Genomic DNA, 18,708 nt, shown 5'->3' on the forward strand with positions numbered 1-18,708 from the left:
TGCAAAATAAAACAAGTTGAGTTTGACAAATCCACTTGTAAGCGTTTACTATTGTCGATATAAACATATATGAACAAATAATATTAAGGAGATGTGCAAATATGAAAATTCAATCGAATGCTTTTCGATTAACTGAACCTGGTCAATTCGAACAAGCTACACTTATTCATGACTACGACGATAGAGATATTATTATTAGACCAACTAAAGCAAGTGTCTGTCATGCAGATTTACGCTATTACACAGGCAATCGTCGTCCTGAAGCACTCGCAAAAAAATTACCTATGGCATTGTTTCATGAGGGAATTGGTATCGTTGAAGACTCCAAGCATTCAGATTTCATCCCAGGTGACAAGGTTGTCATTGTTCCAAATATTCCTTCTTACCTACGTAAACAAACTTTTGCACCTTCTCCTTATCAAGATAATTATGATGAACATGCTTTATTTATGGGAAGTGGCTTTGATGGTATATGCCAAGATCAACTGGTTGTGCCTGGAGACAATGTAGTTAAAGTACCTGATAATTTAGATGAAGACGTTGCTTTGTTAGCAGAGTTATGTTCTGTTTCGTTATTCCCTATCAATCAACTTGAACATATCACTACAGATGACTCTCCTCAAGTTGCCATATTCGGTGATGGCCCCGTTGGTTACTTAGCAGCTACAGCATTACATTATATTTACGGTATAAAACAAGAACAATTGTTAGTGTTTGGAGCCATCGAAGAAAAGTTAGCTGCTTTCGAAAGTTTTGCAACGACTCATTTAGTCTTTGACTATGATTTCAAACAACATCGTGGCGTACATACTGTCTTTGAATGTGCTGGAGGCAAATTCTCTGAATCTGCTATTAACCAAGCCATCGATTTAATTGATAGACAAGGTCATATTGTATTAATGGGGGTCACTGAGGAGCGTGTCGGTATCAATACGCGCGATGTACTTGAAAAAGGGTTAACATTTTCAGGAAGTTCTCGTAGTACAAAACGCGAATTCGAACAGCTTATCAATGCATTCAGCAACAAGCAATACCAGAAAGCGTTAAGACAATTAATTCCTGACACTTATTATCATATTTATAATACAAATGATTTAAAAGTAGCGTTAGATGATACAACAGCAAACAAAGGATGGAAGAAAACTTATTTACAATATCATTGGGAAAATGACTAAAAAGGTGGGTTATAAATGAATAATTCAAGTTCTATTCTAGGTATGCCTCGACAAATTATTTGGGGTTATATTGGTATCATCGTTTTTATGATGGGTGACGGCTTAGAGATTGGTTGGCTAAGCCCTTGGCTACATGGACATGGTTTCTCTGTTCAAGAAACAAGTTTACTCTTCTCTGCATATGGTGTAACAGTTGCTATAGCAAGTTGGCTCAGTGGTGTATTTGCAGAAGCACTTGGCGGTAAACGTACCATGCTATTAGGCTTATTCTTCTACATTATCGGTACAATTTTCTTTGTTGGCTTTGCAATTCCATCTCAAAACTTATCATTAATGTTGCCAGCATATGCATTAAGAGGGTTGGGTTATCCGTTATTTGCTTATTCATTCTTAGTATGGATATCTTATCGTTCCGAACAAAAGACACTCGGCGCAGCAGTTGGATGGTTTTGGTTTGTCTTCACAGGCGGCTTAAACGTTCTTGGCGCTCTCTATTCTATTTGGGCAATCGAATATTTAGGGCATATAAATACATTATGGAGCTCATTAATATGGGTTGTTCTAGGGGGCATCTTTACTATAATATTAAATAAAGATACACTACCTGCAAGCCAAGGTAGTGCTTTAGAAAAACTTAAAGAAGTATTTAAAGGTGTAACTATTGTTGCCGAAGAACCAAAAGTGTTATTAGGTGGTATTGTTCGTGTAATTAATACGACGGCACAATTCGCGTTTCCAGTTTTTTTACCTATCTATTTATCATCTTTTGGTATTCCGACCTCTAAATGGCTAGCAGTATGGTCCACTATTTTTGTTGGTAATATCTTGTTTAACCTTATCTTTGGTGTTGTTGGGGACAAGATTGGTTGGCGTAATACTGTAATGTATTTCGGTGGCATTGGAAGCGGTATTTCAGTACTATTGATGGGTTATGTTCCTATTTGGACAGATGGCAATTTATCTTTATTAACAATTGTTGGTTTCTGTTGGGGCGCGTTTATTGCAGCATATGTACCACTATCTGCATTAGTACCTTCCCTTGTTAAAAAAGATAAGGGCGCAGCTTTATCCGTGCTTAACTTAGGTGCTGGTTTACCTGTATTTGTCGGTCCAATGATTGTTTATCTATTCATCGGTAGTATAGACGCAATCGGCGTGATTTGGGTCCTTGCCATTTTATACTTTATCAGTACATTCCTGACTTATTTTATTAAAATGCCAAAACATATGCAAAATGGTGAATATACCGCATAATTAGTAATAGCCAAACAATAATTTTAGGAGGTTGTCGTCGATGTTACCAGCAGAAAGAGAACAACATATTATTACATTTTTGAAAGCTAATAAAAAAGCTACGATACACACGTTAGCTAAAGAATTCAATGTACATGAAGCAACGATCCGTCGTGACTTAAATAAATTAGAACAGTACAACCACATCAAGCGGACGCATGGTGGTGTCGTATTAAATGACACGGAGGTTTGGGATGAATTAAACTTTGATGACCGTGAAACAAGTTATTATTATGAGAAAGTAGCTATAGGTCAAAAAGCTGCTGAATTTATTGAGACGAACGACACTTTGTTCATTGATTCTGGATCGACGACATTACATTTTGCGCGTGCGCTTGCACAAAAAAGCAATTTAACAATTATCACTAATGATATTCATATTGCTTCTATTTTAAAATCAACATCTAACCAAGTCATCGTTACTGGTGGTACCTTATATAAAGATAATTACTTATTGAATGGTATGATGACAAACGAAGCGCTTAAACAATTTAACCCTTCTAAATTATTTCTCGCAACACCTGCTATTGATTTAGAAAAAGGCGTTACACACTTTAATGACACACTAGCTTCTACAAAAATACAAATGGTTAAACAAGCCAAAGAAATTTATGTGCTTACTGACAGTTCTAAATTTGACAAAGTGTCTCTTTATCACGTTTGTCCTAATGACGCAATCGATGTATTGGTAACGGACCAAACTAACTCAAAAATTGATTGGCAAAGTTATCACAATCATTTTAATAAAATCATTACAGTAAATGTAAACACACAATCTTAACCCTTTTAAAAAACAGTCCCAATATACAAACACTATTTACTATTTGTGTGAACAAAAAAGCGTGCATCATTAGGTACTGAGCCTATTGATGTACGCTTTTTATTTATCTACTTTAAAATTAAAAAGTCTCAACTTCCGCAAATTGTGATGTGTAAAGTTGTTTATATGGACCGTCTTGTTGCATAAGGGTTTCATGACTTCCCTCTTCCAATATTTGTCCATCTTTTATAAATATTATACGATCTACATCTTTAATCGTTGATAACCTATGCGCAATAATTAAAGATGTTCGATCTTCTGAAAGTTTCTTAAACGCTTTTTGAATTTTATTTTCTGTTTCAATATCTAGTGCACTTGTTGCTTCATCTAAAATAATAATAGATGGGTCTTTCAAAAACATTCTCGCAATCGATATACGTTGTTTTTGTCCACCAGATAATTTTGTACCTCTTTCTCCTACGAGTGTATCAAGTCCGAATGGCAACTCATTTATAAATGTTTCTAGTTGAGCGTTACGGATGGCATTCCATATCTGTGTTTCATCGGCATCTAAATGACCGTAGACAATATTATCCCTTAATGTGCCAGAGAACAAGAAAACATCTTGCTGAACAACTCCAATTTCTGAGCGTAATGAAGCTAATTGGATAGAACGAATACTTTGCCCATCTATTAAAATATCACCTTCATCTACTTCATAAAAGCGTGGTAATAGCGAACTAATTGTAGTCTTTCCACTACCGCTTGGACCAACTAATGCGATCTTCTCACCTTGATGAATTGTTAAATTCATATGATTTAAAATGGGTGTCTCCCCATAGCCAAACGATACATCTTTATACTCAATCGTCTTAGGCTTTGTCGGCATCTTAGTAGCATGTGGATTATCTTGTATTTCGGGATCTAATGCTAAGATTTCTCTAAAATTATTAAATCCTGCAATAGCTTTTGGAAATAATTCGATAATCATGTTAATTTGTTCTAAAGGTTTAAATAATACGTTCGTAATCATAATAAATGCTACGATACCGCCGTAACTTAAATCTCCATGTAATACAAAATAACTACCTACGATTAACACAATAACCAGTGTTAATTTTTGGGCGATATGACTAATCGTAATATTCCATGACATGTAATTATATGCCTTTAATTTGGTAGCTCTAAAATTGTCATTTATACTATTGAATTTCTGTTGTTCATGACGTTCATTAGTAAATGCTTGAACTAATCTAATACCACCAACATTATCTGCTATCAATTCATTAAAACGAGATACATTCGCGAATAACCCTTTAAATGCTCGAGACATTTTTTGACTGAAATATATAGCTAATATAAAAACAATCGGCACGACACAGAATGTAATAAGCGCTAATTTCACATCAATCGTTAACATAATTACAAACGCACCGATTAAAGTCATAATAGATAGAAATATATCTTCTGGGCCATGATGTGCTGCTTCACCAATATCCATTAAATCATTGGTTAGTCGTCCTATTAATTTCCCAGACTTTTGATTATCAAAATACTTAAAGTTTAATTTTTGAATATGACTATATAAATCATTACGCATATCTCGCTCTATATTTGTGCCTAACTTATGACCCCAGTATGTGACAACAAATTTAAGCACTGATTCAATAGCAAAAATGCCTAGTAATACCAATCCAAAAGTTACAATAAGATTCCAATTATTTGTTGGTAACAGACGATCTATGTAAATACTCGTTATGAGTGGAAATATTAACTCTAATAAACCGACAACTATGGCAGAACCAAAATCTATAAAAAATAATCCTTTGTATGGCTTATAATATTTCAAAAATGATTTCACAACATCCCACCTAATCTATAATTTATAAATGTGCATATGCCTTTCATTATGGATTAAGTGATAATTATTATCAATGCTTTTTCATAATTGATCTACATCCATTTTGTAATAATGATGGTTACTTACCATCATTTTCAACGTTTTATTAAATAGTTATCTCATGCCTGTTCTCTGTGTTTATTAAATCTAAGCTGCCACATACTTTTACAATAAAAATAAGAGTGGATCAGAAACCAATTATGATGACATCGGTTTCGTATCACACTCCCTCAATAATAATTAACCATTCATACATTTGTTACAATATTTACTTCGTCACTTTTCGAAATGATAGTTATATGTGGTTAAGTATATAAACCTTTACAACATAACGTAACGCCTATGGTTCTATACTGAAACAAACGTTAGCTATGTAGTCATTGGGTTATTTTCTCCTTCGACCTGTCAATTAACTGACCCTCGGCCAGTTACAAATCTTTGCTAAACTCCAGAATATGATGAGAATCCACCATCGACTGGTACGACTATACCAGTAACAAATCCACTCATAGCGTTATCCATTAACCAATAAAGTGTACCTAAAATTTCTTCAGGTTCGCCAAAACGATTCATTGGTGTTTGGGATAAAATTTTCGAAGCACGTTCAGAATATGAGCCATCTTCATTACGCAACAATGCTTTATTTTGGTTTGTTTCAAAGAAACCCGGTGCAATTGCGTTCACACGAATTTGACCTGCAAAGTAAGTGCTTAACCACTGTGTAAAGTTACTCACTGATGCTTTAGCACCACTATATGCCGGAATCTTAGTTAATGGTGTAAAAGCATTCATAGATGAGATGTTAATAATTGTTCCTGTGTCAACTTCTACCACATCTTCACCAAATACTTGTGATGGTAAGAATGTACCTGTGTAGTTTAACTTAAACACTTTATCTACACCTTCTTCAGTTAAATCGAAGAAGGTTTTGTCACCGTCTTCATCATACATTTCATCATTCGTTGTAGCATTTGGATTATTACCACCTGCGCCATTAATAAGTACTGAAATTTTTCCAAATTTATCGTTAAACGTTTGTTTAGCTTGTTGTAACGACAATTTATCTAATACGTTAGCTACCAGTGCGACGGTTTGTATTCTTTCTTTATCAATTTCATTTTGTAAGTTCACAATTTTCTCTTCGGAGCGTCCTAGTATCCCCACATTCGCACCTTTTTCTACAAGTGCTTTCACAAATGTTGAACCTATTACGCCTGTTGCTCCTGTAATAACGACATTAACGTCTTTAAATTGTGCAGTCATTATTTACTCACTCCTTCAATTAAACCACTAATATATGTTGCTCCTAATGCTCTATCGAACAATCCATAGCCCGCTTTCCCTGTTTCTCCCCAAATCATACGTCCATGATCTGGTCTGATTGTGCCTTTATATTCTATATCTCTTAATGCTTCTACAACTGCTTTCATATCTACAGATCCATTTTTAGATAAGTGGCCTGTTTCAACGAATGAAAATTCATCTAAGCGTTTTACATTACGCATATGCACAAAATGAATATGCGTACCAAATTCCCGAATCATAGTTGGTAAATCATTCTCAGCTAAGGAACCCAGAGATCCAGTACAGAAGCAGATGCCATTATGTTTACTATCATTTATTGCTAGTAATTGTCTATAACTGTCATTATTCTTAATAATACGAGGAATACCAAAGATTGACCATGGTGGATCGTCCGGATGAATCGCTAAATCAATATCGTGCTCAATTGCAGTTGGTAACACTGCGTCTAAGAAATATTTTAAGTTTGCCCACAATTGTTCATCTGACATTTCACGATAGGTTGTAATGAGTTGATTCATCTCTGCTCTCGAATAACTTTCGTCCCATCCCGGCAAATTCAAATCTGTTGTTAAAGGGTCGATGTCTTTCAACTGATCGTGTTTATAAATTAATGTATTAGATCCATCTTCAAGTTCGTAGTCTAGCTGTGAACGAGTCCAATCAAATACAGGCATAAAATTATATGTGACTGTTTTAACGCCATTAGCTGCTAAATTTTTCAATGATATTTTATAATTTTCAATTAAAGCGTCGCGTTCCGTCGTCCCCATTTTAATTTTTTCACTAACCGGAAGACTTTCTACCACTTCAAATTTTAAGTCTTCCGCTTCAATAGATTGTTTTAACTGAGAGATTCTTTCGGAAGTCCAAACTTCACCAACTGGTATATCATAAATCGCCGTAACGATTTGCTTCATATCTGGTATTTGTTTAATATTTTTTAAAGTCACGGGGTCATCTTCCCCGTACCAGCGAAATGATAATTCCATAATTATTCCTCCTTAACTCCTTCAATTTTGAATAAATTAACTGCATTGTTATAGCAAATATCTTTCACCATTTGATCAATTGTCGATGGTGATAATGCAATTTCTCCTTTTTCAATCTTTTCTCCCAAGAAATTACATAATATTCTTCTAAAATACTCGTGTCGTGTATAAGAAATCATGCTACGAGAGTCTGTTAACATGCCGACAAATTTAGACAATAAACCAACGTTGGCATAATCTACTAGGTGACGTTCCATGCCTTCTTTAGTATCATTAAACCACCATGCTGCACCTAACTGTACTTTGTGTTCACTATTTGAAAAGTTACCAGCAGTCGCTTGGACCATTAAATGATCATTTCCATTATTAGGGTATATAATAGTGTCTGAAAGTGCCTGATGTTGCTCAAGATGGTCTAGCATAGCATTTAACCTTTTTGCGCTGAGTTGTTCTCCAACACTATCGAAACCACTGTCTGGACCTACTTTGTCATACATATTTGTATTATTATTTCTTGTAGGACCTAAGTGGAATTGCACTACCCAATTTAATTCGTGATAGACTTTACTAATTTCTGTTAAAATATAGCCGGCTAATTCATATTGTTCAGTTTCTGAAACACTTTGACCACTTACTAATGTTTCAAATATCGTATTAGCTTCTTCAGACGAAGCAGTCATTAATGGTGTTTTTTCAAAACTTTGATCCGAACTTCTAGCTCCTTGTCTATCAAAGTAATGCACACGTGCTTTCAATGCTTCGATATAATTATTTAAGTTATTAATGTCACAATCAGTCGCTTCATCTAATTTAGTTATTTTTTCTTGCACTGTGGCACTACTTAAAAATACATAGCTATCCGGTCTAAATGTAGGACACACCTTGAATGTTACTTTTTTATCTTCATTTAATAATTGATGATATTTCAAATCGTCACATGGGTCATCTGTCGTACATACAACTTTCACATTACTTTGCTTTATTAAATTCTGTGGTGTGTGTGACGTCTTAGCTAATTTACGGTTTAATGATTTATAAAGTTTTTTTATATTTACTTTATCTAAATCAGTATCCTCATTAAAATAACGTTTTAATTCAAGTGCACACCAATGGTACATCGGATTAACGATTGAATATGGCAACATATGCATAAATGCTTGGAATTTATCAAAGTCATCTGCATTACCAGTGATATATGCTTCTTCAATACCGTAGGCCCTCATTAACCGCCATTTATAATGATCTCCCCCTAGCCAAAGCTGCGTAATATTCTCATAATTTTTATTTTCATAAATTTCTTTAGGGTCTAAATGACAATGGAAATCATAAATAGGTAAATCTTTCGCCTTTTCATATAACTTCACTGCTGTTTTATTGTTTAGTAAAAAATCATCAGTAATTAATGACATAATATTTTGCTCCTTTTCTATAATCCTAATAATTTAGGAAGGAATAATGAAAGTTCTGGGATAAATGTTATAAATAGCATCAAGATAATTAATGCGATGAAATATGGTACTAAATATTTAAATACTGCTTCTACACGTACGTCGCCAACACTTGCACCTACAAATAATGCACTACCTACTGGTGGTGTGATGTTACCAATGCATAAGTTAAAAGCGATAATAATCCCAAAATGAATTGGGTCTATGCCTAAAACTTCTGAAATTGGTAAAAATATCGGCGTAAATATTAATACAGCTGGCGTGATATCCATAAATGTGCCGATTACCAGTAAAATGACATTTATTAATAGTAATAAAATGATTGGATTATCAGTCATAGAAATAATGCCATTTGAAATAGCTTCAGGTAACCCCGTATAACTCATAACAAGTGAGAACAATGCAGAAGCAGTAATTAAGAACAATATCATCCCACTTATCTCTGCAGTCTCTTTTATCACATTAGGAATTTGTTTCAATGATAAACTTTTATAAATAAGCGATAATATAGTCGAATAAAGTACGGCTACAGCTGCGCCCTCAGTCGCAGTAAATATGCCTGAAACGATACCGCCAATAACAACGACAATTAATAACAAACTCGGCAAAGCATCTAATGTTAAAAACAATTTATCTCTCCAACCAATACTTTCGGACACTTTATATCCTTGTTTTTTCGCCATAATAAAAGCTATTATCATACATGCAATGCCCCACAAAATCCCTGGTATATAACCAGCTATAAATAATGCAGCAATCGATGTACCTCCACTCACAAGCGAGTAAACAATGAGTAATGAACTCGGTGGAATCAATAAACCTGATGGCGCCGAGGCAATATTAGCAGCTGCCGAGTATTCTTTTCTATATCCTTGTTTTTCTTCCATAGGTCCCATGATGCGCCCCATTGCTGCTGCGGCTGCTACGCTTGATCCTGAGATTGAACCAAACAACATGTTGCCAACAATATTGGTATGCGCTAATGACCCAGGCAAACGACCTACAAGCACTTTTGCAAAGTTAACTAACCTAAATGCAATGCCGCCATTGTTCATTATGATACCTGCCAAAACGAATAGTGGTATGGCGAGCATCGTAAAATCGTCAATACCTGTAACCATACGTTGCGCTGCCGTCACTATGGTCACATCAAATGGTAAAATCATTAACAACGTGATGAGCGAACTCAAAATAATCGCTAGTGCAATAGGCAAACCGAATAATAGGAAGAAGAAAAAAGTTATAAACAATACTAAACCTGCCATTATTGTCATATATGCTCACCTCCATCTTCCTTATTAGCTTCTTGGACTGTCGCTAATTCTTGTTTATCTAACAGGTTATATATAGCATAAAAAATAATAAACAAACCAGAAACAGGAAGTGCGCTATACATCACAGCCATTGATAAACCAGTTGAAGGTGCTATTTGTAACCATGTTAATTTAACTACCTCATAACCGCCCCAAATCATAAGAACCAGTGCTACAATAATTAAAATAATATCCGAAATTTTTTCCATTATTAATTGTATTTTCTGTGGTAATTTTTCACGGATAAATAATATAGCTATATGCTGTTTGATACCGAACACATAACTTGCACTTAGTAATCCAAACCAAATTAGTAAAAATCTTACTATTTCTTCACTTACAGTACTTGGACTATTAAAGATAAAACGTGTCAACACTTGGTAAATCGACAGGATAACCATTACGAAAAGGGCAATACCAGCTAAAGTTAGCAATAATTTATCAATGATTGTCTTTGCTTTCTTCATAGCGTTGTTCCTCCTTTTCGATTAATTTATAATCCGCTTTAGTGTCTGGATTCTTTTTAAATTCATCTTGTAAAGGTTTTGAAGACGCTTTGAATGATGATTTATCTACGTTATGGAATTTCACACCCATTTTTTCTTTAGCTGTTTTCTTACTATCCTCAACCGCGTTATCCCAAATCGTTTCATGCTTGTCAGTTGAATAAGCCGCTGCATCTTTAAGCCACTGTTGTTGTTCTTTAGAAAAACTGTCGTAGGTTTCTTTATTTATTATTAGTATGTCTGGAACTATGGCATGCTCCGTATAGTAATAATGTTTAGCAACCTCACCATGATTATTACTTGTTAATGCTGTTTCGTTATTCTCCCCAGCATCAATCACACCTGATTGCATTGCAGTGTACACCTCTCCAAAATCCATAGGTGTAGGCGTACCGCCAAGAGATTTAATTAAATCGACGCTTGTTTTACTAGGCTGCACACGAGTTTTTAGCCCTTTTAAATCCTTACTTGTTTCAACTTTTTTATCTTTTGTATAGAGATTACGCATGCCTGCATCGTAATAAGTAATACCTAAAAATCCTTTATCAGCAGTTGATTTAAAAAATGCATCTTGTACAGATTGTTTTTGCATCACATGTCGATAACTATCTTGCGACTCAAATAAATAAGGCATATTAAACAAGGAGTACGTTGGAGAAAAACTTTCTAATGCCCCTGCTGAAACCTTAGTCATCTGTATTGCGTTTGTTTGTGTCATTTCTATAGCTTCACGTTCACTACCTAATTGTCCATTTGGATATATATTAACTTTTATCTGTCCATGGGATTCTTTTTCTAATCTATCTTTAAAAATCTCAAGTGATTTGTGTACTGGATGTTCGGTTGGCTGATTATGCGCTAACATAATTTCTTTTTTCTTACTTTCTGCGCTAACTTTAGAATCTGATAACACAATAACTAACATGCCAGCTAAAAAGAATACGCTTACAAACAGAGCTAAAAATTTTTTCATGTTTTTCGCTCCTTTTAATTTAGACCTTAACGTTTCAGTTCACCAAAGTGCGACGACAGGTTATGAACTGCACTTTCATCTATATTTAATGCATCTTTATTTGTCGTATGTTGTATAACTGAGCATTTTGTAGCAAAATCAGTTATAGCATTTAATTGCCATCCCTTTGCTAGACCATGTAAAAATCCAGCCATAAACGCATCGCCAGCTCCAATACGGTTAAGTACGGTATATGGATATGCTTTACCACTTATGAATTTTTCGCCAGCTAGTGCAATTCCTTGCAATGTACTTTGTTCAATATCTCGATTACTGGAAGCCATTAAATCTATATCAAATCGCTTTTGTATTGTCTTAGCACAAGTTTCAATATCATCATATTCGTCATTCGTTTCTAACAAGTGAGTAGCGTCTTTCTTGCCAAAGAACAATACATCTACAAGTGGTAATACAGATTGAATTACCGGTAATGCTTCTGCTTTTGTCCATAAATTGCTACGGAAATTAATATCAAACACAATTTTAGTACCTTGTGCTTTTAATTCTGTAAGTACTGATACAATTTGCTCACGAATAGCCTTATTAACAGCTAATGTAATACCTGTGAAGATGAAGAAATCGCCACTTTGCGTAACTAAGCCGTCGATAACTGTGTTTCCATGTTGCGCAAATGTAGAATACTCACGATCATATATAACTTTTCCGCTTCTATAACCAAAACTTTCTTCCATGTAATAAGTCCCTATTCTACCTTGCTGTTGTTTGACGAATTCAGTGCCTACACGTGTTTGATACATTTTTTGTAATGCTATGTGACTCAGTGCATGTTGTGGTAACACCGTTAACATCTCTGTTTTATGACCAAATTCTGCTAATGTAATGAGCGCATTCAATTCTGCGCCGCCGACATTTACGTCAAATGTATGTGTATCTTTAAGCTGTTCATAATTAGGCGGAGTATAGCGTAGTAACACTTCACCAAATCCAAATACCGTCATAAATTACCCCTCGCTTTTTAATTCATCTACATAATCCATTAAACCTACTTTACCTTGTTGTTGATAAATTTTTGTAATTTCACTTCCGATACCGACCGCAAAGCTTCCTGCGTCTAACCATTCTTGATGATTATCTTTACTAACCCCTCCTGTAGGAACAATTTCAATTTGAGGTAGAGGTCCTTTAAAATCTTTTATAGATTTTGGAGAAAACTGTGTCGCAGGAAATAGTTTCAATACTTTGCAACCGTATCGTAAAGATTCGACCATTTCTTTAACAGTCATACATCCAGGAATATAAGGTACATCATATAGATTAGCCATTTTCGCCGTCTCTTTATCAAAAGATGGACTTACTATAAATTTGGCACCATTTAAAATGGCATTACGTGCAGACACGCTATCTAATACTGTGCCAGCACCAATAAGCGCATCTTCTCTCTTTGATAACTCACCAATAATATCGATGCCATTCGGAGTTGTTAACGTTACTTCAATAACATTAAGACCCTTATCTATGATTGTATGCGCAATATCTAAAAATGATTCAGCATCATCAGTACGCATCACCGCAATATGTTGTTCTTGTTGAATTACTTTCATTGTTTCTACGGAATTCATCTTGTCATCCCCTTTTTTAAAAAATAGTTTGACCAAAAATAACAACGTTGTTATTAATATTCAAAAAAATATTGTAATGCTTGTCTCTATGGTATAATTAATTCTAACTTAAATCAATCTATTTCAAGGAGAAGTTTTATGGCTGTGACTTTAAAAGATGTTGCCGAAGCCTGTGGTGTCAGCTATTCCACAGTCAGTAAAGCATTAAAAAATTCCCAATTAGTTAAACCAAAAACAAAACAAATGATTCAACAAAAAGCGGTTGAGATGAATTATATCCCAAATCATTCTGCAAGAGCACTTGTTTCTAAAAAAAGTGGCACAATTGGATTAATCTGGCCATCTGTGGATCGTGTTGCTGTAACACATCTCATTACAGAAATTAATTTAGCTATTAAATCATTAGGTTATGTTATGTTTGTGTCAATCGATGATGTTGCTGCTGCTTCAAAAAAATTTGTTGAATTTGGCTGTGACGGTATTGTAATCTTCGATGAAGGCGACGACTCTAACCTACCTCCAGAAATATATAACAATGTGCCTGTGGTTGCTTATGGTGTTGACCGTACAATTCCCTACCCTATTATTAACGTAAATCACGCAGAAGCTATGGTCTTAGCAATAAAAGGATTGCTTGCTAAAGGCATCGATACAATAGACTATATTGGTGACATCAATACAACAGACGCTCGACAAATTGCTAAAAAAGAAGCCATTGTAAATTACTGCGAAAACAACAATGTTACCTACCGAATTATCGATTCTAACGGATTGAACGCAATAGATGCTGAAGCTGCGGTCAAACAATTTTTAAATAACGAAGCACTCTCTTCTGGTGTCATTTGCGGGAGCTATGATATTACGGTAGGTACGATTAATGCTATGGATTCAAATCAACAACCTATAATTTATTCTTATGACAATATTCCACAAATAAAAAAATTGGATTACCCAGTTCAAGCTATAGGTGTACCGACTGCTGAAATTGCACAGCAAATTGTCACAACTTTAGATCAAGTTATCAAAGGTGAACCTACAGAATCTGCGTATCACCTACATCCTTCTACAAGCAATGAAGACTAATTAATATATTGATATATACTATAAACAAAGCGCCCAAGACTACATGGACAGTGTAGACTTGGGCGAAATTGTTTGAGAGATATTTATCTAGAGGGTTAATGCATTTTTATGACTTCAAACGAAATATCCATTTCGTTCAATGTATTATAGTTTCGTCTGGTAATTGTTTTTAAAATCTAATAAGTGACTTCATAAATGCGTATGTCATCTTATCGATTTACTACAACAGCCAGTATAACAATAAGTTTTGTTAAACACAGTTAATATAACGTATAGATAGGTTCATTATTTCATCTATGTGTGGCGTCTTGTATCGAAATGATGTTTTATCAATAGCGTTGGATGGGGTGTTTTTAACTTCATGACTGGGAGAAAGTTAATTTATCATTAGTTTTATTTACCATTTCGAATTATTATGTTTATATTCTCACAAGTAACACATCATTCATCTGTTTAAGGCTTACAAATAACAACCATGTTAGGTTATGCTACATCGACTCTGTGTAGCAATAATGTATTACCCAGGCAATACACAATTTCAGGCACTTTTAATTCACATAGTAAGTTATGAACCCTAGTTAATAAAACGTTTTCTATTAAGCCGCTGTTGTATCTTAGGTGTACGATAAAATAAATACATTATGAAATACTTATCTATAAATCATTATAAATGATTTATTAGTGAGTACTCATAACCCTCTACGAATCTATTATAGTATGATAATTAACATGATTAAAATACATAGTTGGAATATTAAACATTCCCTTTTAGAATACTTGGTGCTAACTAAATATAATAATTAACTAGTATAATTTTATATTTAGTTGTAATCTGTTAAAAATTGAATCCATTCATGTGTTACATGGTTCATATAACTATCTTTTTTCCAAATCAAACCTAAATTCCATGCAGCATCAGCCCCAGTAATTTCAATACCAACAACGTCATCATTCAAAATGCGTACAATACTCTCAGGCAAAATACTCACACCAATCCCATCTCGAATCATATTTTCTATAAAAGTAATTTGTGACATTTTTGCTACTGTTTTCGGATGAAATCCAACTTTCCTACAACTTTCGATAATTTGGTCTTTTAAATAATAATCATCATGAAACATGATAAATTTTTCACTCTTCAAATCCCCTAGATACACAGATGAGTATTTCGCTAACTCAGCATTTTTATCGACCACTAGTAATAACTTTTCGTTATATAAAGGTACTGCATGGTAAATATCATCATCTACAGGCAACGTAGTAATACCAACGTCAATTTCGTCGCTATTCAAATAAGATTCAACAGCTTTTCCACCACCTTCTATCACTTCATACGTTACATTTGGATATTTGTTATGAAATTCATTTAAACTTTCTGTAAATAAACGAACATTCATAATAGCAGAAATACCAACACGAATATGTCCTCGTTCTAAGTTTGTGACGTCCCCCATTTCTAGCGACAAATCATCCAGTACAGCCAAAGCTTCAACGCACTTATCATAAAATATTTGACCAATATCTGTCAGTATAATGTGCTTTTTTCGTCTATCGAACAAAGTAATACTAAATTCATCTTCAATACTTTTGATATTCTTACTAATTGTAGACTGCGCGATATAAAGATGTTCCGATGCCTGTGTCATACCACCATTTTTCACAACTTCCACAAAATACTTCATTTGCTTAATTTCCATTTCAAACTCCTCTATACCCTCTGTTTAATTATTATCAGTAATTGATTTGATTCTTCGATGGGACAAATTTATCACTTCAATTTTTTAATTGCTTCTTCCGCTGCTGCTGCGATGATTTTGTCATCAGGTTTCGCGTTTTTTTGATCTTGTTTCGTATAAACTGCTAAAATAATTGGCTTTCTATGTTTATCAGTATATATGAATGCTAAATCATTGCGTGTTCCATAAGTTAAACCTTGGCCACTCTTATCTCCAACAATATACTGTTTAGGCACACCAGCTTTTATCAAACTATCACCAGTTTCATTTTCAATCATAACTTGTTTTAATAACGCTTGATTGTCTTTATCCATTTGGTTGCTAGCTAACAATTTATGCAAGGTTGTTGCTGCTGCTCTTGGAGTCGTAGTATCAGCAATTTTAGTTGGGTCGTAATCATTTAAATCTGGTTCTAACCTTTGAGGTTTTGAAATATAATCTCCTAGACCTTGAAGTTCATTGTTAAACCCTTCAATGCCGCCAATTTCATCTATAATCTTATTATTTGCAGTGTTATCACTTTGGAGCATAGATGCCTGTACTAAACTTTTCAATGACATTGTTTTACCTATGTATTTTTCGGTAACTGGAGAATACGCAACAATATCTCGTTCATTAATTTTTATCTTTTTATTAAGCTTACTGTTAGGCACATTATTGAGTAAAATCCCACTCGCAATGGCTTTATAGGTAGAGGCAAATGCAAATCTTTCATCTGAGTTATGTTTGTATACTTTACCATTATCAGTATTCATACCGTAAACACCTATAGTGACATCATTCTCTTGTTCAATATGTTTAAGCTCACTCGCAGATGCGCTATTATAATGCGTTAAATGTGCTAATATCAATGTAAACATACTCACCAAAGTAGCTAGAAATATTTTTTTCATAAGAAACATCATCCTCCTAATTGTTTAAAATGTTTTTATTAAACTTTTTTATAATTATAACTGTAAAGTTAACTAAATAAAATCAACATTATAAAGAAATGAGACAGAAATCTAATTTAATTTAAAAGTCTTTGTCGTCACGCGCCGTCAAATTAATTAGAGTTGAAGGGTGTAAAAGCTTAATCTGCGTTAAAATTCATGCATAAGCAATTCTTTCTCAATATACTGATTACAAGCGCTTTCGCCCTTGCATAAGAACTACTACCTCTTAAAAGCGGAACACCTGAGTATACACTCATGTGTAAAAGCCACTAACTTTATAAATTAAGAAGTGGCTCTTTAGTGAAGTCGGGCTTTATAATAATTAAGGCTGAGACAATTAAATTTGCCCCAGCCTCTCTATTCACTATTTTAGATTATTATTGCTATTAGATTATTCTATTGACCAATTGTCATTTCCATTAAATTGTCGTTTTGGTCAAAGAAAGCTGTATAGAAGCCATCATTTGTTTCATATTTAACAAACGTACCATCTTTATTACCTAATTTCCCTTCCTCAATAATTTCATTAGAATTGTGTGCATCTTTGAAAGTTTCTTTAGAAACTGAGTCCGGCTTTGTGAAGAATGTTATTTGAACTACTTCATTATCGCTATTAAAGGATACAGAAGTATCGTAGATTTTTTTAACGTGGTCAAACTCTTTCTTAGCATCAGTATCTACTTTATAATCGTTAATTGAAACATTGTCATATTTTAAAGCACGTACAAAGTTATAATCTTGAGTGAATGATGGGTCATATGTTGTATAGCCCTCATAGTTATACCATGGTGTTTCAGCTTTTAGTTCTGCATTACTTTCAGCATTTGCACCACTCGCACCACCTTCACCATGTCCCCATTTTTGCTCTTGCTCAGCTGCTTGTGCAGTTGGACTATTTGTCGTAATATATGCTGCTGAAGAACCTAGCACAAGTGTTGAAACAACGACAGTTGCTGAAAGTATCTTCCCTGTTTTACGCATAATAAATCACTCCTTTAAATTTATGTCCTTTTTTGCCAAACAACAAATTTTCGTAATTAATGAATTTCTATTTGATATAGATAACCTTGTTTATCAAAGTACACATTATAATAACTTTCATTTGTTTCATATCTAACAAAACTACCTACATCACCTGGTGTTTCTCCCTCTGCTAAAATGTCATTACTTTGATGCGCATTTTTGAATTCAGTTTTAGAAATTGTATCAGGTTTTGTAGCAAATCTTAATAACACAACTTCATCTTGTTCATTAAAGTTAATCATTGTATCATATAACATCTTTGAATGATCAAATTCTTTATAAGCATCTGGGTCCACTTTATATCCATTAATTGTGACATTATCGTATTTTAGCGCCTGTACAAAGTCGTCATCTACTGGGAATGACGCATCATGAGTTGTGTATCCATCATAATTGTACCACGGTGTTTCAGATTTTAGATCAACACCACCCTCGCCATCTCCCCATGTTTGACTTGCTTTTGTTTCTGCTTTTGCTTCTGATTTTCTTTCTGGATTGCTACTCGTTAAATACGCAAGAGATTGCCCTAGAAACAGTACCATCGTTAAGCCTACTATTGTACATAACCTGACTAAATAACGAATATAATCACTCCTCCATTTTTGTAGCACCTATCTGCAAAAGTGTAATTATTCACTTTCATCATACAC

General features: G+C 34.2%; 17 protein-coding genes. 4 read left to right on the plus strand and 13 right to left on the minus strand.

All coding sequences use genetic code 11. The features are described from left to right. The first annotated feature begins 101 nt into the window (after window positions 1-101). The 3 genes from ACW5YJ_RS13675 to ACW5YJ_RS13685 are packed head-to-tail and all read left to right on the plus strand — an operon-like array spanning window position 102 to window position 3,249. On the plus strand, window positions 102-1,175 hold the full coding sequence (locus ACW5YJ_RS13675) for an alcohol dehydrogenase catalytic domain-containing protein (protein WP_457338286.1): 1,074 nt from the start codon (window positions 102-104) through the stop codon (window positions 1,173-1,175). Between the two features lie 15 nt (window positions 1,176-1,190). Continuing rightward, window positions 1,191-2,429, plus strand: a complete 1,239-nt coding sequence (locus ACW5YJ_RS13680) for an MFS transporter (protein WP_457338287.1) — start codon at window positions 1,191-1,193, stop codon at window positions 2,427-2,429. Window positions 2,430-2,469: 40 nt separating this feature from the next. Further along, complete coding sequence (locus tag ACW5YJ_RS13685; protein ID WP_017722980.1) at window positions 2,470-3,249, plus strand: DeoR/GlpR family DNA-binding transcription regulator; 780 nt, start codon at window positions 2,470-2,472, stop codon at window positions 3,247-3,249. Window positions 3,250-3,367: 118 nt separating this feature from the next. On the opposite strand, the gene ACW5YJ_RS13690 is transcribed toward ACW5YJ_RS13685, so the two are convergent. The 9 genes from ACW5YJ_RS13690 to eda form a co-directional block, all read right to left on the minus strand. Then, window positions 3,368-5,089, minus strand: coding sequence for an ABC transporter ATP-binding protein (locus tag ACW5YJ_RS13690; RefSeq protein WP_017722981.1), 1,722 nt, complete (start codon window positions 5,087-5,089; stop codon window positions 3,368-3,370). 480 nt (window positions 5,090-5,569) lie between these two features. Then, window positions 5,570-6,391 (minus strand): SDR family oxidoreductase, encoded by an 822-nt coding sequence (locus tag ACW5YJ_RS13695; RefSeq protein ID WP_107551103.1) that lies wholly within the window; start codon window positions 6,389-6,391, stop codon window positions 5,570-5,572. Continuing rightward, on the minus strand, window positions 6,391-7,422 hold the full coding sequence (locus ACW5YJ_RS13700) for a mannonate dehydratase (RefSeq protein WP_457338288.1): 1,032 nt from the start codon (window positions 7,420-7,422) through the stop codon (window positions 6,391-6,393). The genes ACW5YJ_RS13695 and ACW5YJ_RS13700 overlap by 1 nt, the downstream gene beginning before the upstream one ends. 2 nt (window positions 7,423-7,424) lie before the next feature. Next, complete coding sequence (gene uxaC, locus ACW5YJ_RS13705; RefSeq protein WP_107551104.1) at window positions 7,425-8,831, minus strand: glucuronate isomerase; 1,407 nt, start codon at window positions 8,829-8,831, stop codon at window positions 7,425-7,427. Between the two features lie 17 nt (window positions 8,832-8,848). Further along, window positions 8,849-10,144, minus strand: a complete 1,296-nt coding sequence (locus tag ACW5YJ_RS13710; RefSeq protein ID WP_017722985.1) for a TRAP transporter large permease — start codon at window positions 10,142-10,144, stop codon at window positions 8,849-8,851. Continuing rightward, a complete protein-coding gene (locus ACW5YJ_RS13715) occupies window positions 10,141-10,650 on the minus strand; it encodes a TRAP transporter small permease (RefSeq protein WP_017722986.1) in 510 nt (169 codons plus the stop codon). Before ACW5YJ_RS13715 ends, ACW5YJ_RS13710 begins: the two co-directional genes overlap by 4 nt. Next, a complete protein-coding gene (locus ACW5YJ_RS13720; protein ID WP_017722987.1) occupies window positions 10,625-11,662 on the minus strand; it encodes a TRAP transporter substrate-binding protein in 1,038 nt (345 codons plus the stop codon). The genes ACW5YJ_RS13715 and ACW5YJ_RS13720 overlap by 26 nt, the downstream gene beginning before the upstream one ends. Window positions 11,663-11,688: 26 nt before the next feature. Beyond that, a complete protein-coding gene (locus ACW5YJ_RS13725) occupies window positions 11,689-12,660 on the minus strand; it encodes a sugar kinase (protein WP_171915831.1) in 972 nt (323 codons plus the stop codon). A 3-nt stretch (window positions 12,661-12,663) separates the two neighbouring features. Further along, window positions 12,664-13,263, minus strand: coding sequence for a bifunctional 4-hydroxy-2-oxoglutarate aldolase/2-dehydro-3-deoxy-phosphogluconate aldolase (gene eda / locus ACW5YJ_RS13730; RefSeq protein ID WP_457338289.1), 600 nt, complete (start codon window positions 13,261-13,263; stop codon window positions 12,664-12,666). 156 nt (window positions 13,264-13,419) lie between these two features. Between eda and ACW5YJ_RS13735 the strand changes: the two genes are divergently transcribed. Then, window positions 13,420-14,364: a LacI family DNA-binding transcriptional regulator gene (locus ACW5YJ_RS13735; RefSeq protein WP_017722990.1), complete on the plus strand. Its 945-nt coding sequence runs from the start codon at window positions 13,420-13,422 to the stop codon at window positions 14,362-14,364. 821 nt (window positions 14,365-15,185) lie between these two features. Here the strand turns inward: ACW5YJ_RS13735 and cidR are convergent. The 4 genes from cidR to isaB (ACW5YJ_RS13755) all read right to left on the minus strand — a co-directional run bounded on the left by cidR (window position 15,186) and on the right by isaB (ACW5YJ_RS13755) (window position 18,669). Next, on the minus strand, window positions 15,186-16,061 hold the full coding sequence (cidR, locus tag ACW5YJ_RS13740) for a cidABC operon transcriptional activator CidR (RefSeq protein WP_017722991.1): 876 nt from the start codon (window positions 16,059-16,061) through the stop codon (window positions 15,186-15,188). Between the two features lie 71 nt (window positions 16,062-16,132). Next, window positions 16,133-16,960, minus strand: coding sequence for a class A beta-lactamase (gene bla, locus ACW5YJ_RS13745; RefSeq protein WP_426432900.1), 828 nt, complete (start codon window positions 16,958-16,960; stop codon window positions 16,133-16,135). Window positions 16,961-17,431: 471 nt separating this feature from the next. Further along, entirely contained in the window at window positions 17,432-18,016 is a 585-nt protein-coding gene (gene isaB, locus ACW5YJ_RS13750) for an immunodominant staphylococcal antigen IsaB family protein (protein ID WP_171914468.1), read from the minus strand. 56 nt (window positions 18,017-18,072) lie between these two features. Further along, a complete protein-coding gene (isaB, locus tag ACW5YJ_RS13755) occupies window positions 18,073-18,669 on the minus strand; it encodes an immunodominant staphylococcal antigen IsaB family protein (protein WP_426432894.1) in 597 nt (198 codons plus the stop codon). Window positions 18,670-18,708: the final 39 nt, after the last annotated feature.

The sequence above is a fragment of the Staphylococcus sp. mip270_02 genome, from assembly GCF_054031535.1.